This is a genomic window from Solibacillus sp. FSL R7-0668, assembly GCF_038006205.1.
Taxonomy (GTDB): Bacteria; Bacillota; Bacilli; order Bacillales_A; family Planococcaceae; genus Solibacillus.
On the sequence record NZ_JBBOUU010000001.1, the window covers coordinates 1,289,947 to 1,309,882 of the forward strand.

The window sequence follows — 19,936 nt, forward strand, 5'->3', positions numbered from 1 at the left end:
AATTTTTCTCCCACAAAATTTTTTAGTTGACATATACCTCTAGGGGTATTAATATAAGAGTAAGCAAAACGAAAAAAGAGGTGAGCTTATGCAATACGATGCAAAGGTAACAGCACGTATGAAACGAATTGAAGGTCAGCTTCGTGGCGTACTTCGCATGATGGAAGAAGAAAAGGATTGCAAAGAAGTCATCACACAGCTCAGCGCAATTCGTTCTGCAGTCGACCGAACAATCGGAGTAATTGTTTCAGACAATTTAGTGGAATGTTTATCTAAAGAAGATGAAAAAGAATTAGATAAAAACGAATTGGTCAAACAAGCAGTAGAATTATTAGTAAAAAGTCGATAAGGCTTTTTATTTTTCAAAAATAATATACCTATAGGGGTAAGGAGATAGTATGGAAAAGAAAAGAACAACCATCGTTTTATTTAGTGGAGATTATGACAAGGCAATGGCAGCATATATTATTGCCAATGGTGCAGCAGCGTACGATCATGAGGTAACAATCTTCCATACGTTCTGGGGTATTAACGCATTACGAAAACAAGAGCCTGTTCAAGTGAAAAAAGGTTTCCTAGAAAAAATGTTTGCCAAAATGATGCCACAAGGTGCTGAAAAGCTAGGTCTTTCAAAAATGCAAATGCTTGGTATGGGGCCAAAAATGATCAAGCATGTCGTTAATAAGCACAACGCACTAACATTAACGCAACTGATTGATATGGCACAGGAGCAAGATATTAAACTTGTTACTTGTACGATGACAATGGATTTACTAGGACTTCAAGAAGAAGAGTTACTTGACGGGATTCAATATGCAGGAGTCGCAGCTTATTTAGCAGACGCTGAAGAAGGAACGGTCAACTTATTCATATAAGAGGTGCGAAATGGAAACAATTATTATCATTGCAGTTATTGTGGCGTTTTTCGCTTGGCGTATGAAGCCAGCGAAAGGTATTCAAACGATAACGACAGCAAAAGCAAAAGAAATTATTAATGATAAAGATAAAGTGTTTATCGATGTTCGAACACCAGCAGAATATAAGGCACGCAATGTCAAACAGTTTAAAAATATGCCACTTGGTACAGATTATTCGAAGCTACCTAAGGATAAAGAAATTGTTGTCATTTGTCAGAGCGGCATGCGTTCAATGCAAGCGTGCAAGCAATTAAAAAAATTAGGCTATGAAAAAGTAACGAATATTCGTGGCGGTATGAGTGCATATTAATTTATCATTCGGTCGCGTCTGTTATAAGCGCAATGAATGTTCATAAACGAATGATTCCTTAGGAGGAACAAAAAGTGAAAACAATTTTACCAGAAGAAGTGCAAGCAAAATTACAAGCAGGCGAAGCGTTAAATTTAATCGACGTTCGCGAAGTGGATGAAGTAGCTGCGGGTCATATTCCGGGCATTACAAATATTCCACTTGGCTTATTAGAATTTAAAATGAATGAGCTCGATAAAAAGAAAGCATATATTATGGTTTGCCGATCAGGTGGTCGCAGTGGCCAAGCAACAGCATTTTTAGAGTCACAAGGCTATGATGTAACAAATATGACTGGCGGTATGCTGGATTGGACTGGCGACGTCGAGTAATAAAAAAGACGGAGGTTTCACATGATTAAAGCAGACGTAAAATTAGACGCAAAAGGCTTAGCATGTCCAATGCCAATCGTGAAAACGAAAAAAGCGATTCAAGGCTTAGAGGACGGGCAAGTTTTAGAAGTAGTAGCAACAGACAAAGGCTCAAAAGCAGATTTAGCGGCTTGGGCGAAAACAGTTGGTCACCAATATATCGGGACAACTGAAGAGGGCGATGTACTATACCACTACATCCGCAAATGTAATCCAGAGGTAAGCGATGCTGTCGAGAAAACATTTGAACAAACAGCAACAAACGAAGAAGCAGTCGCAGCTAACGGCTTAATTTTAGACGTACGTGAAGCAGCAGAATACGCATTCGGTCATATTCCAGGCGCAAAATCGATTCCAATGGGTGAATTGGCAGAGCGTATTGGTGAGTTAAACAAAGATGAAGCAATTTATGTCATTTGCCGTACAGGCACACGCTCCGATTTAGCGGCTCAGCAATTAGCACAAGCAGGATTTACAAAAGTATATAACGTCTTACCAGGTATGACTGGCTATGAAGGCGAATTAGAGAAAGAGGTACAATAATATGTCAAACAAAGTAGCAATTATCGCATCAAACGGTGGTCTTTTCGACGCGTATAAAGTATTCAATATCGCAACAGCAGCAGCGGCTTCAGATAAAGAAGTAGAAATTTTCTTCACATTTGAAGGCTTAAACTTAATTCATAAAGAAGGCATGCACGCTTTAGCAATGCCAGCAGGAAAAGAACATTTCGCAGAAGGCTTTAAAAACGCACAAGTTCCAGCGATTCCACAATTAGTGGAAATGGCACAAGAATTAGGCGTGAAATTCATCGCTTGCCAAATGACGATGGACGTAATGGGCTTAACAAAAGAAAACTTTGTGGATGGCATCGACGTAGGTGGGGCTGTAACATTCTTAGAATTCGCAAAAGACGCAGCACCAACACTTACATTCTAATAACGGGCATTTGCTCTTCAACTATTCCACAATTTGATTGAATCGGTACTAGGTAGCTCTGTCTACCTAGACCAAAAAAATTTACACTAAATTATACCTATGGGGGTACTAAAAAATGACAGTAACAGCATGGACAGCGGCACAAGTAGCACGCAAAGTAATCGACAATAAAGAATTATTCATTTTAGATGTTCGTAATGCAGATGCATTTGAAGATTGGAAAATCGACGGTCATAAGTTCGAGTATTTAAATATTCCATACTTCGAGTTACTTGATGGCGTAGAAGAAATTTTACCACAAATTCCAACAGACAAAGAAGTACTTGTCGTATGTGCAAAAGAAGGCTCATCGATCATGGTAGCGGAAATGTTATCTGAAGCAGGTCGTGAAGTTGGCTACTTACAAGGTGGTATGAAATCTTGGTCAATGTACCTAGAGCCCATTAAAGTAGGCGACCTTGCAAACGGCGGCGAGCTCTACCAATTCGTACGCTTAGGGAAAGGCTGTCTTTCTTACATGGCAATTTCTGAAGGCGAAGCAGCAATCATCGACGCAGTACGCTTCACAGAAGTCTTCACGAAGTTCGCTGAAGAAAAAGGCGTAAAAATTAAGCATGTCTTTGACACACACTTACACGCAGACCATATTTCTGGTGGTCGTCAGATTGCAGCTGCAACAGGGGCAACATACTACTTACCACCAAAAGATGCAGAAGAAGTAGTATTCGACTATGCACCACTTGAAGATGGTTTAACAGTACAGCTTGGTTCATCTAAGATTGAAGTAGGCGCACTTTATTCACCAGGTCACACAATCGGTTCCACTTCATTCGTGATCGATGGCAAGTATTTATTAACAGGTGACATTTTATTCATCGATTCAATCGGTCGTCCAGATTTAGCTGGCTTAGCAGAGGATTGGGTAGGCGATTTACGCGAAACATTATATTCTCGCTACCGTACGTTAGCAGAAGATTTAATCGTATTACCGGCACACTTCATGATCATTGAAGAATTAAATGAAGACGGAACTGTAGCCAAACGTTTAGGTGATTTATTCGCTGAAAACCACGGCTTAAATGTGGAAGATGAGGAAGTATTCCGTTCAATGGTAACAGACAACTTACCGCCACAACCAAACGCATACCAAGAAATCCGTCACGTAAACATGGGTAAAATTACTCCAGATAACGATGAGCAAACGGAGATGGAGATTGGCCCAAATCGTTGCGCAGTGCGCTAACGATTCGGCCCAACTAAGAGGAACAAAAGCAAAGAACGCCACATCGTGTGGCAATGCTTTTGTGACATGCATCGTGCATGCCTCAAACCGTTGCGCAATACGCTAATTAAGTAAAATTGAAATGCTACACATACGCTTGCCTCACGCTCAAGAGGCAAGCAACCGTCTTGTACGGAAAATTAGAAAATCGCTTACAAAATAAAACGTTAAGAATAGAGGAAATGAACATGAATATTACACAAACTTTAGATGCAAAAGGGATCGCATGCCCAATGCCAATCGTACGTACAAAAAAGGCAATTGATACAATTAACACAGGTGAAGTATTAGAAGTTTTAGTAACAGACAAAGGCGCTTTAAATGACTTCCCAGCATGGTCAAAAGCAAGCGGTCACACGATTTTAGAAACAAAAGAAGTAGATGGCGTACACTACTTCTACATTCAAAAAGCATAACAGTGTTTAGGGCGAGTAGAGCATTGTTCTACTCGCTTTAATATTCTAAAAGAAGAAAAAGAAAGAAGGAAAAAGCAATGGAAATCGATTTATCCATCACATATATTACCGTCATTTTCGCCATTGGTTTTATTGGTTCATTTATATCAGGGATGCTCGGGGTCGGGGGCTCGATTATTAAATACCCGATGTTACTGTATATTCCACCGCTATTTGGTTTAGTGGCTTTTAGTGCACACGAAGTATCCGGTATTAGTGCTGTGCAAGTATTTTTCGCATCAATTGCCGGAGTTTGGGCATACCGTAAAAGCGGTTTATTAAACAAAGATTTAATTATTTACATGGGGACATCGATATTAATTGGTAGCTTTATTGGTAGTTACGGATCTGGATTTTTATCAGAGGATGCAGTGAATGTCGTCTACGGGATACTCGCAGCCATTGCAGCCGTGATGATGTTTATTCCACGTAAAACGGTTGAAGATGCAAATGTGATTACCTTTAATAAAGTATTAGCAAGTTCATTAGCATTAATCGTCGGGATTGGATCTGGTATTGTCGGAGCAGCAGGAGGCTTTTTACTTGTACCGATTATGTTAACAGTCTTAAAAGTCCCAACACGCGTGACGATTGCAACGAGTTTAGCCATTACCTTTATTTCGTCCATTGGTGGTAGTATCGGGAAGTTAGTGACAGGTCAAGTGGAATACTGGCCAGCCTTCTTAATGATTATTGCGAGCGTCATCGCGGCTCCACTTGGCGCTAAAGCTGGACAAAAAATGAACATCAAAATTTTACAAGCTTTACTTGCTATTCTGATTGGTGCAACGGCTATTAAAATTTGGGTTGATATCCTGCTATAATAAATTGTGAAGTAATTTTCACTTTATTGATATGAATTTGCCACGTGAACTTCAAATTAATTTCACAAATCATTGATAGTATTAACTTGGAGAAGATAAGAAAAACTGGAGGCAAAATAATGAAAAAAATGATCTTAGTTGTACCATTAATTTTAGGTTTATATGCATGTGGGGATGCAGCAGAAGAAAATCCACCAGAAAAAGAAAATGTAACGCAACAAGCTGAGACAGAAGAAAATGAAGTCGTAGCAGGTGCAGAAAAGACAGAGTGGGAAATTGATGAACGCTTACAAGAACCTACAGAGGATACGACATGCTATATGTGTAATATGAAGGTGTATATGCGTGATCATGAACAAGGTGTATTCTCGGCACAAGCGATTCGTGAAGATGGGGAGCTTGTTTTCTATGACGACATTGGCTGCTTATTAAACGATGAATATGTTAATAATGTATCGAATGAGAAATTTGTCCGTGATTATAAAACGTTAAACTGGTTTGATGTGGAAGAGGCTCATGTTGTGAAAACCGACTTAAAATCACCGATGAACTGGGGCTATATTTTCTTTAAAAATGAAGAACAAGCAAATGACTATATTGCGCAAAATGATGGTGCTGCATTAACGGAGCTACAACAGGTGCGTGAAGAGGCAATTGAGCGATTCAAGAAAAAGCAAGAGGCAAATAAAGATGGCGGCCATATGGAAATGGAAGGTCACGGACAGGATGACGGTCATAATCACGACGATGAAGGTCATTCAATGGACGATTCAAAAGAGTAGCCTATGTGGAAAAACATCGTAATTTCAATCGTGCTTTTAGTAAGCTTGACTAGTGGCGCATCATTAGGGGTCGCAGCGACTCATGATCATCACGCACCAGTAGAATTTAAGAAGCCCATTATTAACACAGGCGAAAAAAGTACCTTACAGAAATTAATTGATGCCACAAAACCAGGTGACACGCTTCTTTTAGAGGGGCGTGTTTATCGTGGTTCGGTATCCATTACAAAACCTATTAAAATTCAGGGCGTAGAAGGGACAGAAATTCATTCTTTATCAAATGCGCTCACAATCACGGATAGTGAAAATATTACGTTAGAAAACCTTGTATTTAATGTAGAGGAAAATGCGATTGTTGCAAACAATATAACGAATCTTACTTTGAGTAATATACAGTTTCTGAATTCAAATGCAGGGCTACTAATTACGGATAGTCAACAGATTAAGCTGCACAACCTGACAATTGAGGGTCGAGAAGGGCATTTTAAAACGAAAAATCATGGTGTCGCTATTTATAATTCACAGGACGTTACCGCAACGCAAAGTACGATATCGAATGTATTAGATGGCTTTTATTTTGAGCGTGTTAAGGGCATTGAGCTGCACGAAAATACGATTACAAATAGTCGCTATGCAACGCATTTTATGTATAGTGACAATATGAATATAACAGGTAATGAGCTTACTCATAATATGACGGGCTTTATGATTATGATTGCGAAAAACTTAATGCTGTCAGACAATCGCATTGCAAAAAATAACACATTAAATAGCTTAGGTGTATATTTTTATGATGTTGAAAATGTAGTATTTCAAAAGAACAAACTAAGTGAAAATACCATTTCGATGGATATACAAAATACAAAAAAAGTAATTGCCCAACATAATGAATTCCAAACGAACGGAACGGTGTTGCAGGTTAAACATTCACCAGATTTTGCTGTGACGGACAATCAATTTTATGGCAATATTTTAACGGTTCGTTCGGACAAAGAGCGATTGCAGCTTGCAAATAATTTTTATGATGATTATAGCGGACATGATTATGACGGGGATGGTATTGGAGATACACCTTACATCGCGACCAATTCGTTTGGGCAATGGATGGTGAAAAAGCCGGTGTACCAATATTTTATCGAATCACCGGGTGTTGTTGTGCTCAATATGATGGACACCGAAGTAACGGGGGACCATCAGCTCGTTGTGACAGACGAAACGCCACATAGTCAGAAGCAGCCATATAAATGGAAATGGGATATTGATATGATCCAGCTCATGATGAGTACCATTGTATTAGCTGGAATGCTTGTAATAAGGAGAAAATTGATATGAAACTTCACCAAATATTAATTGTAGCAGTGAGTATTATTTTTTTAGCAGCATGTAGCGAACAAACGTATGAACCACGTGAGGTAAACCAAGAAACAGATGTGTGCCAAATTTGCAATATGAGTATTACCCATGTTGATTATGCGGCACAAACCGTATTGAAAAATGGCGACCAAATCGTATTTGATGATTTAGGCTGCTTAATAGACTATATTTTACAAAATGGTGAGGACGATATTGGAGCGAGCTATATTCGTGCAGAAAATTCGTCGGAATGGCTAAATATCAAGGAAGCTGTGTATGTATACTCAAAGGATTATTGGACACCAATGAATTATGGCGTGCTTGCGTTTAGTGCACAGACTGAAGCTGAAAACTATATGAATGAGGAGCCCGGCAAGCTATTGCAATATGAGGATTTATTGACGCTAAACTGGGGTGTACATGAACACTGATGAATGCCCAAATGATTGTACTTGAATGTAAACAGCTTTTACGTAGCCGCTGGATTCAAATTGTTACGCTTCTTTTTGCGATTGTATTTAGCGCCATTTTAATGATTCAACATTTAGCGCTGCCAAGCACGACTAGCTTCACACGCCAGACAGCATCTTTACTTAATATTTTATTATTTTTATTGCCGTTATTTATGCTAACCATTGGTAGTATGAATATTGCAAGTGATAAAGAGACGGGATGGCTTGGGCTATTATCGACGTATCCATTATCAATGGGTCGTTTTGTACTGACGAAGTATATTGCACTTTGCCTCGTATTTACGGGCATTAGTGTATTTGTTTTTGCGGTTGCACTGTTTGCGGGGAGCTTTTTTGGTGGACTAAAGTTACCGTGGTTTGCGGTGATCATTACGATGCTTATTATATTGATTTTCAATGCAATCAGTGTACTGCTTGGGGCAATCGCCAAAACGCGTTTACACGCACTCGCGATTGGGCTTGGTGTATGGTCGGTTGTTAGTTTATTAATTTCGTATATGATGATGGCAATTGGTACCGTGTCGTCTGAGGCATTATTAAAACAGCTTGTCATCGTAATGATTCACCTCAATCCGTTAGAATGGATTCGCTATGGCTACTTTGTATTTTCAGAGCAAACGGCTGTACTTGGGCCAGCCTTTTACGGAATGTCGATGTTTTATTCTTCACCACCAGGCTTTGTTATTTTCGGTGTCGTTTCATTATTGTGGGTTGCATTGTCATTAATGATGGCCACATTATTATTGAAGGTGAGAGGAAAACGACTATGACGATTGAATTACAGCATGTAACAAAGGTATTTAAAGGTGAGCGTGGGATATTTGATGTCAGCTTTTCATTGAAGCCAGGTCATATTACGGCACTTGTCGGCTCAAATGGTGCGGGAAAAAGTACCATTATTAACTTATTAACGAATTTACTGCAGCCAGACGAAGGAACGATTACGCGTGCTGTTCATGATGTCCGCTATATGCCTGATGATATTAGTTTTCCGGATACATTGACCGCACAAGAAATCATTAAGTTTTTAGCGGGTTTAAAAAATGTACCTGCTCAAAAACAAGCAGAGCTCTTACAGCAAGTTGGGCTAGACGATGCAAAAACAATGAAGGTGGGACAATTTTCAAAGGGAATGCGACAGCGCTTAAATTTAGCGCAAAGCTTAATGGGAGATAGCCCACTATTTATATTAGATGAGCCAACAAATGGGCTTGATCCCTATTGGATTGCGCAATTAAAGGCAATGCTCCAACAGCAGCGCGAAAATAATCAAATCGTATTATTTTCAACACATTTACTGAGCTTAGCTGAGGAAATTGCCGATGAGGTTGTATTAATCCATCATGGCAAAATTTTAGCAACAGGACCGATAGACATATTATTAGCCCACTATTCATGCCAATCGCTTGAGCAGCTTTGGCTCCAGCTGACAAAGCAAGGTGATCAGCATTGAAGAAATGGGCAATAGGGTTCGGAATTGTATTCGTATTAGGATTTGTCGCATTTGAGTTAGTTTCAACGTTTCAGCAAGCGCAAAAGCGTGAAGTCATTCGTACGGTGCAGGCAACAGATTTTACGCTGCCTACATTAGATGACCAAAAGCAAACATTGGCCCAAACCCGTGGGAAGGTTGTTATTTTGAATTTTTGGGCATCCTGGTGTGAGCCGTGTAAGTCAGAAATGCCACATTTTCAAACCTATTATGTACAGCATAGCGAAGACCTTGAAATTTTGGCAATTAACTATACGAAAAAAGACCAAGTGGCTCAGGTGAAAAGCTTTGTGGAGCAATACAAACTAACATTTCCGATATTGTTAGATGAAACAGGGGAAACGAGCATTATGTATGGGGCCTTTACCTTACCGACGACGATTATTCTTGATCGTGAAGGTAATATTGTTCACGAAATATTAGGTCCGTTAGATGAAGCCCTATTAGAAGAATATGTAGAGCCCCTCTATTAAAAACAAGCGCCACTTCAACCATTCGAAGTAGCGCTTGTTTTACGTATATATGTTTAAGCATGTGTAGTGATAGTGGCTTGGATTTTTTCTTGAATTTGTTTTTCCAATTGAGCTTTTGTTTGATTTAATGCAAGCTCTAAAGTATCGAACATCATCATGGAAATTTGCTGTAGCATTTGTGTATCTTGAGATGTTAGCTTCTTTTCTTGTTGTTGTAATTCTTGCTCTTTACGAAGCAATGTATTCATCAGCTGTGCAATTTCTACATGATTATTCTTGCTTAAAATATCAGCATGATGGCGTTGGCGATTCGTATTGCGTTCGTCCCAATCACTTGCTTCATTGGAGAATATGTCGAGTATTTTACTAGCTTCATCATAGCTAAGTAATTTTTCAAGCTGACAGTTATCGCTTTCTACCGGATGATATAATGTGACGCCTGGTCGCAATTTTGACTGTAAAACATAATACTGCATCGGTGTCCCGGTGAAGTTTTGTTCTACAATGCTATCGATTCGGCAAATACCGTGTGATTTATAAAAAGTAAGATCACCAATTTTGTACATGTTTTTAGCCCTCCAATGTTTTGTTAATTCTATTATAAATGAAAAAGAGTTTTGCGTCAACTAAGTTGACTTTTGGTGTAATACATTTGAAAAAATAAAAAGGGTTTAGTATGATGCTTGAGAAGTTAATGAACGGATGGTAAGGAGTGCATGTGATGAATGATTTAATCGAATTATTATATAGACAACATAAGCAGCTACGTCATGTGGCCGATACAATGTGGAACAGCCATTATGATTTACATTTAACGAGTTCGGAATGGTATGTTTTGAAGAGTATTTCGGATGGCAAAATGACTGTGCCAGAGCTTGTTGTACAGCTTGATATTACAAAGCAGGGGGTACACAAGTTTTTACAAGCACTGCAGGATAAGGGGCTTATTCAAACAGAGCTTGTAAAAGGAGCAAAGCTACAAAAAGTCGCTTCATTAACGGATAAAGGTCAAGAGGTAATGCAAAAAAGCTTGGCACTAGATTACGAAATTTCAGAAAGAGTACGTGCCTCAATTGGTCAAGAGCAATACGAGCAGCTTATTTCGATATTAGGACAGCCTTTAATTTCTAAATAATGTGATTCCTTCTGCTTGAATAGATTGTAATGAAAGAAAAAGCATTTAAAGTGTTCCTTTATCAGAGAAAATAGTATCAATATGGAGCTGTTCCATTTGCTCGGCGATTTCTTTTTTATTAACGGTGTATGCTCGCACAACGATGCCTTGCTGAATCGCCCGCTGAATGATCGAGCGCATACCGTAATAATACGGTATATGGATGGCGTCACAGTCGAAGTTTCGTACATAGTCATCTAGATTTGTAATGAGTGAAGCAAATAATAGGGCACAGTGAATCTGTGGCTGTATTTGCTGAAAACGGGCAATCGTTTCGTGATTAAACGATGAGATTATGATTCGTTCCTTTTGTTGAAATGCTTCAAGAGCATTGGCAATAAGCAGTTCAATGCCGGGGTATTCGAAAACATCGGACTTAATTTCAATGTTAATTTGGTGTTTTGTATCTTTGAAAATAGCAAGTACCTCTGATAAGGTGCAAATTTTTTGACCAGCAAACTTTACGTCAAACCATGAACCAAAATCATAGGTTTTTAACTGCGCTAATGTTAGGTCTTTTACAAAGCCAGTACCATTAGATGTACGGTCAATCGATTCGTCGTGAATTACGACTAACTGCTGATCCGATGTTAAGTGGACGTCAAATTCTACTCCCCAGCAATCAAGTTTTGCGGCTTGTTGAAAAGCAATCGCTGTATTTTCTGGAAAGCTAGCACTAAGTCCACGATGCGCTAATATTTTCATCGATAAAATATAAGCCTCCTCAAACTGTATTTTTCAATATTTTAGCAATATAAGAAGCGAATTCACAAGGGAGGATGTGAATTCGCTAAATAACTACCCCATAATATGATAGCCGCTATCGATGTAAATTGTTTCGCCTGTCACACCGCGCGATAGATGACTTAACATCACCATCGTCATATCAGCAACTTCTTCTTGATTGGTATTGCGCTTTAGTGGCGCATTTTCTTCGATTTTTTTCAAAATGTCATTGAAGCTAGGGACACCTTTTGCAGCCAATGTTCGAATTGCACCAGCTGAAATCGCATTGACACGAATATTTTCTGCGCCAACATCTGCAGCTAAATAACGCATTGACGCCTCCAGTGCAGCCTTCGCAACCCCCATTACATTGTAGCCAGGTAATACACGTTCCGCGCCTAAATAAGACATCGTCACGATGGAACCACCCTCTGTCATAAATGGCTTGGCAGCTTTTGTGACGGCAATTAGTGAATAGGCACTTGTATCTTGAGCAAAGGCATATCCATCGCGCGTTGTTTCTACGAAGCGATTGTGTAAGTCCTCCGCGTGAGCAAAGGCAACCGAGTGTACAATACCGTGAATGACACCAAATTTTTCTCCGATTTCTGTGAAAGCTTTGGCAATACTGTCATTATTATTAACATCACATTCAACAATCGTTGCTTCTCGATCCGCTAAAAGCTTTTCGATTTTGCCCTTTGAGCGTTCCTTTCGATAAGTGAAAATAACATTTGCTCCTACATCAAAAAGTCGTTTTGCTATGCCCCAAGCGATACTACGCTCATTGGCAACGCCCATCACGACAATATTTTTTCCTTCTAATTGTAGTAAATCCATAACGACACCCCTGTATATTAGTTATTATTAGTACCAGCTACTAACAATAACTATAACATTATGCGTGTTTTGTGTAAATCATTTTCTAGCTCAAAAGGAAAAATGTCCATCTTAGCTTGTATGCTCGGATATTTGCGAGTGTCCAAAAATCGCCATAAAAAAACAATCTCTTAATTAAAAAATTAAGAGATCGTTTGTACTGTATTATTCAAATTTTAATGCATCGCCGTCGAACGACTCATCTGCAACCTTGATGGAATCTGTAGGGCAGCCTTCAAATGCATCTTGCATGTCTTCTAGTAGATCCTCTGGAACTTCAGCAGTACCCATGTTATCATCTAAAATAACGATTGCAATCCCTTCATCATCATAATCATAAATGTCTGGTGCAGCAGCGCCACAAGCGCCACAAGCGATACATGTATCTTTATCTACGATTGTATATTTTGGCATTATTACCTCTCCTTTGTCCGTTCGCTTCCATAAAGCTCTTTATTATTCTAAATGTGTTCTTCATACATTTCAACCTAATACTACGAAAATGAGGGATTTGATTTGCTAATTCAACAGATTCTTTTAAAAATCTTACATACATTTCAACAAGAACGTACAGTTTCCGCTGCTTTTCATCTATTAAAGGGCAAACGTTCTGGACAAACCATTCAAGATGTTGGTCTCTACAAATTGTATCAGTTTTTTGGCATATTACCAAAATTATCACGTCAAAAATTTGAGCAGCAAATTGATTTATTATTTGCCAAAAATTATATTGATATCGATGAAAACGGTTATTACACTTTGTCTGAAACAGGTAGAGAACTTGCAACAGAGTCATTAAAGGTAACATTTGATGGCTGGCATTATCGTGGAAATGAGCATCTATTTTTTGGACGACTTTCCCTTGTTGTTCAGAGCTTGTCACATCAAGCTAATGGCCAAAAAGCATTTATTCCGATTGAGCGAAATGAGCAAATTCAAGGGTGGGTGCGTCAATTTTTAATGGCCAATCATTTTTTACAACGGACATTACAGCAACCTTTCTATGATGAAATGAATCGATCTTTAACTAAATTACCCGTGGAAGATCGTATAAAGGAGCTACTAATCTATCGGTTGACGGGCTACAACGAACCAGGCTTTACTTGGCAGCAGCTTGCATTTGGTTACCATATGCAGGAAATGGATGCCCAACTCTATTATATTAGTGGATTGCATGCGTGGTTAAATGAAATCGAGCAACAAGTGAATTATCCACTCCTTGCACAAATAGCAAGTGGAATTCGTGTGGAGGCCTTGTTAACGATGTCCGCTCATGAAACGGCTCAGCTCTTTAAAAAAGGGCATTCTATTGAAGCAATTAGTCAAATACGTCGCTTGAAAACCAATACGATTGAGGATCATCTTGTCGAAATGGCAATGAATGAACCGAACTTTTCTATCGATGAATTCGTTACGATAGAGGACCAGCAGCAAATCTTATTGATAGTGGAAGATTATGGAACGAAGCGTTTAAAAACGTTAAAGGAACTATTACCGCATGTTAGTTATTTTCAATTGCGTTTAACATTGGCGAAAGGAGTGACAACAACTTGAAATTAGAGGCTACTTTACATCAGCTTTTTGGATATGAAACCTTTCGACCAGGGCAACGAGAAATTATTGAGGCACTTGTTGAAGGACAGGATGTGCTAGCCATTTTACCGACGGGCATGGGGAAATCGCTGTGCTATCAGCTACCAGGCTATTTGTTTTCGAAACCTGTGCTGATTATTTCACCACTTTTATCATTAATGCAAGATCAAGTGGACCAGCTCAAGCAGCGCGGAGAAAAGCGAGTGGTAGCGCTGAATTCGTTTTTGTCACCGGAGCAAAAACAATATGCCTTGCATTTTTTACATGAGTATCGCTTTATTTTTGTATCACCTGAGATGCTGCTTCAGCCACAGGTGAAAGCGCGGATTGAGCAAATGGAATTATCCTTAATGGTCGCAGATGAGGCGCATTGTATTTCGCAATGGGGCTTTGATTTTCGTCCTGATTATTTGCGCATCGGTGAGGTGTTCGCGCAAACGAATCGTCCACCGATTTTAGCATTGTCTGCAACGGCGACAGATACCGTTATGGAAGATATACAGCGTTATCTAAATATGCGTGGGCCATTATGCTATATGCATTCGGTCAATCGTGAAAATATATACTTGATGAAAAAGGGATTTACGAATAAGGAGCAAAAAATCGAGTGGATTGTAGACCATGTTTCGAACACAGCGGGACCAGGGATTATCTATACACAATCTCGTGCCAAAAGTGAGGCTATCAGCTTACAGTTACTTGAAAAAAATATTGCGGCAGCAGCGTACCATGCCGGGAAGGATGCACAGGATCGTCAATTTATTCAACAGCAATTTTTAACAGATAAGCTAGAGTGGATTGTCGCGACTAATGCGTTTGGAATGGGTGTGCATAAAGACAATGTTCGACAAATTATTCATGAAACGATGCCAGCTACTTTATCAAACTATATGCAGGAAATTGGTCGTGCTGGTCGAGATGGGCTGGACGCAGTTGCGTTTTTACTATATGCAGAGGGGGATGAGAAGTTTGCGAAATTTATTGCAACGGAGGATTTACCAAAGGAAGTACATATCGACCGATTCATGCAAGTCATCGCAAATGGGGAGCAGCCTAATGCACTACTGACACGCGGAGAGTTAACGGAGGTGTCGTTTCGTGTTTTAAATTACTGGCTACAGCAGGAGTCACCGGAACAAGTAAAAAAGCGTATGCAGGAGATGCAATTGAAAAAGTTTGCGGAAGTGAATCTTGTTTTAAAGCTAATCGAACAGACAGATTGTATGCGTGAGCAAGTGGTGCGCTATTTTGGACAGCAATTAGCGCAAAAGCAACAAAACTGTTGTAGCAATTGTGGGCTTGATATTACCCCATTTATGAAGCCTCGCGCGGAGCAACAGCAAACACAAATGACTACTTGGCAACAACGTTTACAGCAAATCTTGCTACGAAACTAGTAATCTTAGCACGAACCGTTTACTTTTTTGTAGAAATTCGTCATAATATATGTAAATGTTTTAGTAGTTGGAGGGTTGATAGACCATGACAAAAGAAGATTATCGTGAGAAGGTTGAGGAGCATCGTCAAGAGATTGATTTACATAACGAGCCGGATGCGAAATTGTCACGAGCTAGCCGACATCAAAAAAAAGGTAAGAAGAAACAATCGAATCCAATTATGACACTATTAGTTGTTGTTTTAATTTTTATTCCATTGAGCATTTTAGGATATGTATGGTTTGTTTATGAGCCAAGTGCTTCAAAACCAGAAGAGGTAGATGCGAATGAAAAAAATGATGATGTTGTCGTAGAATTTGTAAAACCAGATCAGGATTCAACAAAGGGCGCTGCTGATGACAAAGATGAAGAAGAAAAAGTGGATGATGTTAAAGATAAATCCACAGATGCTGATAAAAATGCAGATTTAGAAAAAGAGCGCTTAGCCGCTGAAGCAGCAAAAAAAGCTGAAGAGAAAGAAGCAGAGGAAGCGAAAAAAGCAGAAGAGGCTCAAAAAGTTGCGGCACAAAAAGCGAAAGAGCTAGAAGAAAAGAAAAAAGCTGAAGAAGCAGCAAAAGCACAGCAAAAAACTCATACTGTTCAATCTACGGATAATTTATATCGTATCGCCATAAAATACTATGGAGACGGTAGCCCAGCAAATATCGAAAAAATTAAAGCGGCCAATAATTTATCATCGGACAGTATTTCAACAGGTCAGGTATTAGTAATTATTCCGTAATGTTTACATTCTTTATAGCTGTATAGCAAGATGGCAAAAGACGAATCGTGACTAACGCTCGTCTTTTTCTTTTGATTGGAGGTTGGTATATGGGTGTGATTACCATCATTGCGCTCGCCTGCATAGTGCTCGCTTTGCATATGTGGAAGCAAGCCAATGAAAATAACGTTCGAGTACATGAGGTAACATCTGTAGGAACTGGAGAGCCTGTGCAGCTCTTTTTTATTTCAGATACACATGCTCGCAAAATTAATGACAAGATGCTGCGCAAGATCAAAGGGCAAGTGGATGCTGTAATCATCGGTGGTGATTTTGTCGATCATCGCACTACGGAGCATACCGTGTTGGCAAATATTCAACGTTTAAAAAAGCTAGGACCTCTTTATTTTATTTGGGGCAATAATGATATTGAATTTGAAGAGTCAAGATTACGCGCATTATTTTTGAAACATAATGTTACCGTGCTGGAAAATGAGGCAGTGAAAATTGGAAAAGAGCAAAGTTTTTCGCTATGCGGAGTGACCTTTAGCCCTAATTTGCAACAGGTGAAAGCGGCATTTCATTCGTGTGATTTAAACAAAACAGCTTTTGTTGCGCATAACCCGGAGCTGTTTTCAAAAGTACACAAACATTTCAAACCACTGCTGAGCATCGGTGGTCATTTACATGGTGGGCAAATTCGTATTTTTGGCTGGGGTCTACAGCCACATGGTTATTTTAAGCAAAAGGGTCGTTCTTTTGAGTTAGTAAGCAATGGCTATGGCACAACATTACTCCCTATTCGATTAGGGGCGAAACCAGAGTGTCATGTCATTAAAATAAGATTTGAGCAAAATCAAACGAATGTCGAAAATTAGCAGTATAATAGACGTATGCAACAATTTTAAGGAGATGTTAGTATGCAAAAAGTAGAGGCAATCATAGTAGGTGGAGGCCCTTGTGGTTTATCTGCTGCGATTGAACTACAAAAGATAGGTTTAACACCAATCGTTATTGAAAAAGGGAATGTTGTCAATGCGATTTATAATTACCCAACACACCAAACATTTTTTAGTACAAGTGAAAAGCTAGCCATTGGCGATGTGCCGTTTATTATCGAGCAGCGAAAGCCAAAACGTAACCAAGCGCTTGTCTATTATCGTGAAGTGGTAAAAGCAAAAAAAATTCAAATCAATCGTTTTGAAATGGTGAAGCAAGTTGAAAAACAAGGGGAAATTTTTACGGTGATGACGGATAAAGAAACCTATGAAACACCTTTCGTCATCATTGCAACGGGCTATTATGATCACCCAAATTATTTAAACATTGCTGGGGAAAACTTACCGAAAGTGCATCATTATTTCAAAGAAGCACATGAATTTTTTGATTTAAATGTATTAGTAGTAGGTGGTAAAAACTCGGCGATTGATGCAGCATTAGAGCTAAATAAGGCTGGTGCACATGTAACAGTTGTTTACCGCGGAGAAGACTATTCACCAAGTATTAAGCCGTGGGTATTACCGGAATTTTTAGGGCTTGTACGTGATGGCGAAATTACCATGCATTTTAATACAAATGTAAAGGAAATACAGGAGCAGCAAGTTGTCCTTGAAATCAATGGTGTGGAGCAAACGTTAGCTAATGATATCGTCTTTGCTATGACAGGCTATCACCCTGACCACAGCTTTATTCGTGCGATGGGTGTAGAAATTGATGAAGAGACGGGAAGACCAACGTTTGATGTAGAAACGATGGAAACGAATGTGGAAAATTTATTTATTGCTGGGGTAATTGCAGCTGGAAATAATGCCAATGAAATTTTCATTGAAAATGGTCGCTTCCATGGTGGCCAGATTGCTCAAAAAATTGCACAGCAAATGAAATAAGAGGTGGATGCTTTGAAGAAAAAAGTGGCATTAATTACGACAGGTGGGACGATTGCCAGTACTCGAAATGATAAAAACAAGCTAGAGTCAGGAAAGCTTGATGGCAATGCGATTTTAGCAATGTGTCAGCTAGAAGATGAAATTGATATCGAGTTAATCGATTTGTTTCAAATTCCATCAATGCATATGACCTTTGACCATTTAAATCATTTAAACGCAACAATTCAAAAATTATTTCTAGATCAAACATTGAATGGTATTGTGGTCACGCATGGTACAGATAGTTTAGAAGAAACCGCGTATTTTTTAGAGCTAACGATTGATGATGCGCGTCCGATTATTGTGACAGGCTCGCAAAAATCACCTGGTGATATTGGGACGGATGTTTATTCGAACTTGCGTGACTCCTTATTAGTCGCTTCTAGTGATGAGGCAAAGCATATCGGGACATGTGTTGTTTTTAATGAGAAAATTATTCATGCTAAATATGTGAAAAAGGTCCATTCTTCAAGTATTAACGGTTTTGGCGCAATTGGCTATGGGATGCTAGGCTTTATTGACAATGATGAAGTGGTCATCTATCAAAAGCCGACGTATAAAGAGGTATATCCCGTTCAAGCAAACTATCCAAAAGTAGAAATTGTCCTAGCCTATTTAGGGGCGAGCTCTATTGTATTAGATGCCCTTTATCACGCGGATGTTGAAGGGATTATCCTCGTTGGGGCAGGGCGCGGGCAAGTAACACCAGATATGACCAATGCGATTGAAAAGCTTTGTCAAAAGGGAATAAAAGTGGTGCTTACTACGTCAACGGAGGAAGGACGCGTATTCCCAACATATGATTACTACAGCAGTGCTAATAATTTGAAAGATAAGGGTGTATTCATGGGCGGCGATTTCGACCCGAAAAAGGCACGCTTAAAATTATTGTTAATGCTAGCAAATGGCAACACAAATTTTGACTCATTCATGCACTAATGAAAAAAACTCGGCATACAGTTTAACGTAGCCGAGTTTTTTTACATGGATACTTGATAAATTATGACCACACTTCACTGTACTGAACTAAATAGTGTTATAATTGGAATAGTTGATTTTGAAGAAAGGGGCCGGCAACATGTTCATACTTTTATCTGCAGCGATTGCGCCGGGTCTGGCCCTATTAAGTTATTTTTATTTACGAAACCAAATGGAGACGGAACCGAGGCGTGCTTTGCTGCATGCGTTTATCTATGGCGCAATTATTACATTCCCGGTATTGTTCATTCAATTTGTTTTAGAAGAAGAGCAAGCGTTTAGTAATCCATTTTTTATTCATGTCATTTTTACGAGTACTTTAGAGGAATTGGTGAAATGGCTTATCATTTTTGCGGTCATTTTGCGCCATGTCGAATTTGATGATCCCTATGATGGTATATTGTTTGGGGCAGCCATTTCTCTTGGATTTGCTACGGTGGAAAACGTCATTTATTTATTATCGTTTGGGTTAGACCAGGCCTTTATGCGAGCCTTGTTACCCGTATCGAGCCATGCGTTATTTGGTGTGGTGATGGGGTATTACTACGGCAAGGGCAAATTTTCGAGCGATGAAATTCAAAAGAAATATATAGGTCTTGCCTTGCTTGCACCATTAGGTTTACATATTATGTATAATTCGATTTTAATGCTAGAAGATAATTTTATTTATGCGATGCTGCCGTTCATGTTGTTTTTATGGTGGTTTGCATTACGTAAAGTAAAATTGGCGCATGAGCATTTAATCGAGCATTTGTCCAAAAGAGTTTAACCGAAAAGAAATGAAGAGACTATG

27 protein-coding genes are annotated in these 19,936 nt (G+C 39.2%); 23 read left to right on the forward strand and 4 right to left on the reverse strand.

Features of this window, described 5'->3' with window-relative positions; genetic code table 11:
- Positions 1–88 precede the first annotated feature (88 nt).
- From MKX47_RS06055 to MKX47_RS06125, 15 genes are all read left to right on the forward strand, one after another.
- Positions 89–349, forward strand: a complete 261-nt coding sequence (locus MKX47_RS06055; RefSeq protein ID WP_340772188.1) for a metal-sensitive transcriptional regulator — start codon at positions 89–91, stop codon at positions 347–349.
- Between the two features lie 49 nt (positions 350–398).
- On the forward strand, positions 399–875 hold the full coding sequence (locus tag MKX47_RS06060; RefSeq protein WP_340772189.1) for a DsrE/DsrF/DrsH-like family protein: 477 nt from the start codon (positions 399–401) through the stop codon (positions 873–875).
- Between the two features lie 10 nt (positions 876–885).
- Complete coding sequence (locus MKX47_RS06065; protein WP_340772190.1) at positions 886–1,227, forward strand: rhodanese-like domain-containing protein; 342 nt, start codon at positions 886–888, stop codon at positions 1,225–1,227.
- Positions 1,228–1,301: 74 nt separating this feature from the next.
- Entirely contained in the window at positions 1,302–1,598 is a 297-nt protein-coding gene (locus MKX47_RS06070) for a rhodanese-like domain-containing protein (protein WP_340772191.1), read from the forward strand.
- A 21-nt stretch (positions 1,599–1,619) separates the two neighbouring features.
- Positions 1,620–2,180 (forward strand): sulfurtransferase TusA family protein, encoded by a 561-nt coding sequence (locus MKX47_RS06075; protein WP_340772192.1) that lies wholly within the window; start codon positions 1,620–1,622, stop codon positions 2,178–2,180.
- Position 2,181: 1 nt separating this feature from the next.
- A complete protein-coding gene (locus MKX47_RS06080; RefSeq protein ID WP_340772193.1) occupies positions 2,182–2,577 on the forward strand; it encodes a DsrE/DsrF/DrsH-like family protein in 396 nt (131 codons plus the stop codon).
- Between the two features lie 115 nt (positions 2,578–2,692).
- A complete protein-coding gene (locus tag MKX47_RS06085) occupies positions 2,693–3,820 on the forward strand; it encodes an MBL fold metallo-hydrolase (protein WP_340772194.1) in 1,128 nt (375 codons plus the stop codon).
- A gap of 227 nt (positions 3,821–4,047) precedes the next feature.
- Positions 4,048–4,275 carry a sulfurtransferase TusA family protein gene (locus MKX47_RS06090; protein WP_340772195.1) on the forward strand — a complete coding sequence of 76 codons (228 nt, stop codon included), beginning with the start codon at positions 4,048–4,050 and terminating at the stop codon, positions 4,273–4,275.
- Between the two features lie 77 nt (positions 4,276–4,352).
- Positions 4,353–5,138, forward strand: coding sequence for a sulfite exporter TauE/SafE family protein (locus MKX47_RS06095; protein WP_340772197.1), 786 nt, complete (start codon positions 4,353–4,355; stop codon positions 5,136–5,138).
- A 119-nt stretch (positions 5,139–5,257) separates the two neighbouring features.
- A complete protein-coding gene (locus MKX47_RS06100; RefSeq protein ID WP_340772199.1) occupies positions 5,258–5,920 on the forward strand; it encodes a nitrous oxide reductase accessory protein NosL in 663 nt (220 codons plus the stop codon).
- A gap of 3 nt (positions 5,921–5,923) precedes the next feature.
- Positions 5,924–7,252: a right-handed parallel beta-helix repeat-containing protein gene (locus tag MKX47_RS06105; protein ID WP_340772200.1), complete on the forward strand. Its 1,329-nt coding sequence runs from the start codon at positions 5,924–5,926 to the stop codon at positions 7,250–7,252.
- Positions 7,249–7,704, forward strand: a complete 456-nt coding sequence (locus tag MKX47_RS06110) for a nitrous oxide reductase accessory protein NosL (protein WP_340772201.1) — start codon at positions 7,249–7,251, stop codon at positions 7,702–7,704. The genes MKX47_RS06105 and MKX47_RS06110 overlap by 4 nt, the downstream gene beginning before the upstream one ends.
- An 11-nt stretch (positions 7,705–7,715) precedes the next feature.
- Positions 7,716–8,516 (forward strand): ABC transporter permease, encoded by an 801-nt coding sequence (locus MKX47_RS06115; RefSeq protein ID WP_340772202.1) that lies wholly within the window; start codon positions 7,716–7,718, stop codon positions 8,514–8,516.
- A complete protein-coding gene (locus tag MKX47_RS06120) occupies positions 8,513–9,199 on the forward strand; it encodes an ABC transporter ATP-binding protein (RefSeq protein WP_340772203.1) in 687 nt (228 codons plus the stop codon). The genes MKX47_RS06115 and MKX47_RS06120 overlap by 4 nt, the downstream gene beginning before the upstream one ends.
- Positions 9,196–9,711: a TlpA family protein disulfide reductase gene (locus MKX47_RS06125; RefSeq protein ID WP_340772204.1), complete on the forward strand. Its 516-nt coding sequence runs from the start codon at positions 9,196–9,198 to the stop codon at positions 9,709–9,711. Before MKX47_RS06120 ends, MKX47_RS06125 begins: the two co-directional genes overlap by 4 nt.
- A 53-nt stretch (positions 9,712–9,764) precedes the next feature.
- Here MKX47_RS06125 and MKX47_RS06130 read toward each other — a convergent pair whose 3' ends face one another.
- Complete coding sequence (locus MKX47_RS06130) at positions 9,765–10,277, reverse strand: CarD family transcriptional regulator (protein ID WP_340772205.1); 513 nt, start codon at positions 10,275–10,277, stop codon at positions 9,765–9,767.
- Positions 10,278–10,432: 155 nt separating this feature from the next.
- On the opposite strand from MKX47_RS06130, the gene MKX47_RS06135 reads away from it, so the two are divergent.
- Positions 10,433–10,846 carry a MarR family winged helix-turn-helix transcriptional regulator gene (locus MKX47_RS06135; protein WP_340772206.1) on the forward strand — a complete coding sequence of 138 codons (414 nt, stop codon included), beginning with the start codon at positions 10,433–10,435 and terminating at the stop codon, positions 10,844–10,846.
- A 45-nt stretch (positions 10,847–10,891) separates the two neighbouring features.
- Here MKX47_RS06135 and MKX47_RS06140 read toward each other — a convergent pair whose 3' ends face one another.
- From MKX47_RS06140 to MKX47_RS06150, 3 genes are all read right to left on the reverse strand, one after another.
- Positions 10,892–11,590, reverse strand: a complete 699-nt coding sequence (locus MKX47_RS06140; protein ID WP_340772207.1) for a glycerophosphodiester phosphodiesterase — start codon at positions 11,588–11,590, stop codon at positions 10,892–10,894.
- 93 nt (positions 11,591–11,683) lie between these two features.
- Positions 11,684–12,451 carry an enoyl-ACP reductase FabI gene (locus tag MKX47_RS06145; RefSeq protein ID WP_340772208.1) on the reverse strand — a complete coding sequence of 256 codons (768 nt, stop codon included), beginning with the start codon at positions 12,449–12,451 and terminating at the stop codon, positions 11,684–11,686.
- 204 nt (positions 12,452–12,655) lie between these two features.
- On the reverse strand, positions 12,656–12,904 hold the full coding sequence (locus tag MKX47_RS06150) for a ferredoxin (protein ID WP_340772209.1): 249 nt from the start codon (positions 12,902–12,904) through the stop codon (positions 12,656–12,658).
- A gap of 102 nt (positions 12,905–13,006) precedes the next feature.
- Here MKX47_RS06150 and MKX47_RS06155 point away from each other — a divergent pair, with 102 nt between their 5' ends.
- The 7 genes from MKX47_RS06155 to prsW all read left to right on the forward strand — a co-directional run bounded on the left by MKX47_RS06155 (position 13,007) and on the right by prsW (position 19,912).
- A complete protein-coding gene (locus MKX47_RS06155; protein WP_340772211.1) occupies positions 13,007–14,044 on the forward strand; it encodes a helix-turn-helix domain-containing protein in 1,038 nt (345 codons plus the stop codon).
- Positions 14,041–15,480, forward strand: a complete 1,440-nt coding sequence (locus MKX47_RS06160) for a RecQ family ATP-dependent DNA helicase (RefSeq protein ID WP_340772213.1) — start codon at positions 14,041–14,043, stop codon at positions 15,478–15,480. The genes MKX47_RS06155 and MKX47_RS06160 overlap by 4 nt, the downstream gene beginning before the upstream one ends.
- Positions 15,481–15,565: 85 nt before the next feature.
- Positions 15,566–16,261, forward strand: coding sequence for a LysM peptidoglycan-binding domain-containing protein (locus MKX47_RS06165; RefSeq protein ID WP_340772215.1), 696 nt, complete (start codon positions 15,566–15,568; stop codon positions 16,259–16,261).
- 89 nt (positions 16,262–16,350) lie between these two features.
- The gene (locus MKX47_RS06170) at positions 16,351–17,118 is read left to right on the forward strand and encodes a metallophosphoesterase (protein ID WP_340772216.1); all 768 of its coding nucleotides are present in this window, start codon (positions 16,351–16,353) and stop codon (positions 17,116–17,118) included.
- A 42-nt stretch (positions 17,119–17,160) separates the two neighbouring features.
- The gene (locus MKX47_RS06175; RefSeq protein WP_340772217.1) at positions 17,161–18,126 is read left to right on the forward strand and encodes a YpdA family putative bacillithiol disulfide reductase; all 966 of its coding nucleotides are present in this window, start codon (positions 17,161–17,163) and stop codon (positions 18,124–18,126) included.
- Positions 18,127–18,138: 12 nt separating this feature from the next.
- On the forward strand, positions 18,139–19,104 hold the full coding sequence (locus MKX47_RS06180; protein ID WP_340772219.1) for an asparaginase: 966 nt from the start codon (positions 18,139–18,141) through the stop codon (positions 19,102–19,104).
- A gap of 139 nt (positions 19,105–19,243) precedes the next feature.
- The gene (prsW, locus tag MKX47_RS06185; RefSeq protein ID WP_340772221.1) at positions 19,244–19,912 is read left to right on the forward strand and encodes a glutamic-type intramembrane protease PrsW; all 669 of its coding nucleotides are present in this window, start codon (positions 19,244–19,246) and stop codon (positions 19,910–19,912) included.
- Positions 19,913–19,936 lie beyond the last annotated feature (24 nt).

Excerpts from the sequence above, each read along its gene's own strand:
- MKX47_RS06175 (WP_340772217.1), top strand. The coding sequence starts at position 17,161 with ATGCAAAAAGTAGAGGCAATCATAGTAGGTGGAGGCCCTTGTGGTTTA.
- prsW (WP_340772221.1), top strand. The coding sequence starts at position 19,244 with ATGTTCATACTTTTATCTGCAGCGATTGCGCCGGGTCTGGCCCTATTA.
- MKX47_RS06110 (WP_340772201.1), top strand. The coding sequence starts at position 7,249 with ATGAAACTTCACCAAATATTAATTGTAGCAGTGAGTATTATTTTTTTA.
- MKX47_RS06095 (WP_340772197.1), top strand. The coding sequence starts at position 4,353 with ATGGAAATCGATTTATCCATCACATATATTACCGTCATTTTCGCCATT.
- MKX47_RS06170 (WP_340772216.1), top strand. The coding sequence starts at position 16,351 with ATGGGTGTGATTACCATCATTGCGCTCGCCTGCATAGTGCTCGCTTTG.
- MKX47_RS06165 (WP_340772215.1), top strand. The coding sequence starts at position 15,566 with ATGACAAAAGAAGATTATCGTGAGAAGGTTGAGGAGCATCGTCAAGAG.
- MKX47_RS06145 (WP_340772208.1), bottom strand. The coding sequence starts at position 12,451 with ATGGATTTACTACAATTAGAAGGAAAAAATATTGTCGTGATGGGCGTT.
- MKX47_RS06085 (WP_340772194.1), top strand. The coding sequence starts at position 2,693 with ATGACAGTAACAGCATGGACAGCGGCACAAGTAGCACGCAAAGTAATC.
- MKX47_RS06105 (WP_340772200.1), top strand. The coding sequence starts at position 5,924 with ATGTGGAAAAACATCGTAATTTCAATCGTGCTTTTAGTAAGCTTGACT.
- MKX47_RS06120 (WP_340772203.1), top strand. The coding sequence starts at position 8,513 with ATGACGATTGAATTACAGCATGTAACAAAGGTATTTAAAGGTGAGCGT.
- MKX47_RS06100 (WP_340772199.1), top strand. The coding sequence starts at position 5,258 with ATGAAAAAAATGATCTTAGTTGTACCATTAATTTTAGGTTTATATGCA.
- MKX47_RS06065 (WP_340772190.1), top strand. The coding sequence starts at position 886 with ATGGAAACAATTATTATCATTGCAGTTATTGTGGCGTTTTTCGCTTGG.
- MKX47_RS06130 (WP_340772205.1), bottom strand. The coding sequence starts at position 10,277 with ATGTACAAAATTGGTGATCTTACTTTTTATAAATCACACGGTATTTGC.
- MKX47_RS06060 (WP_340772189.1), top strand. The coding sequence starts at position 399 with ATGGAAAAGAAAAGAACAACCATCGTTTTATTTAGTGGAGATTATGAC.
- MKX47_RS06090 (WP_340772195.1), top strand. The coding sequence starts at position 4,048 with ATGAATATTACACAAACTTTAGATGCAAAAGGGATCGCATGCCCAATG.
- MKX47_RS06075 (WP_340772192.1), top strand. The coding sequence starts at position 1,620 with ATGATTAAAGCAGACGTAAAATTAGACGCAAAAGGCTTAGCATGTCCA.
- MKX47_RS06115 (WP_340772202.1), top strand. The coding sequence starts at position 7,716 with ATGATTGTACTTGAATGTAAACAGCTTTTACGTAGCCGCTGGATTCAA.
- MKX47_RS06150 (WP_340772209.1), bottom strand. The coding sequence starts at position 12,904 with ATGCCAAAATATACAATCGTAGATAAAGATACATGTATCGCTTGTGGC.
- MKX47_RS06135 (WP_340772206.1), top strand. The coding sequence starts at position 10,433 with ATGAATGATTTAATCGAATTATTATATAGACAACATAAGCAGCTACGT.
- MKX47_RS06055 (WP_340772188.1), top strand. The coding sequence starts at position 89 with ATGCAATACGATGCAAAGGTAACAGCACGTATGAAACGAATTGAAGGT.
- MKX47_RS06140 (WP_340772207.1), bottom strand. The coding sequence starts at position 11,590 with ATGAAAATATTAGCGCATCGTGGACTTAGTGCTAGCTTTCCAGAAAAT.
- MKX47_RS06080 (WP_340772193.1), top strand. The coding sequence starts at position 2,182 with ATGTCAAACAAAGTAGCAATTATCGCATCAAACGGTGGTCTTTTCGAC.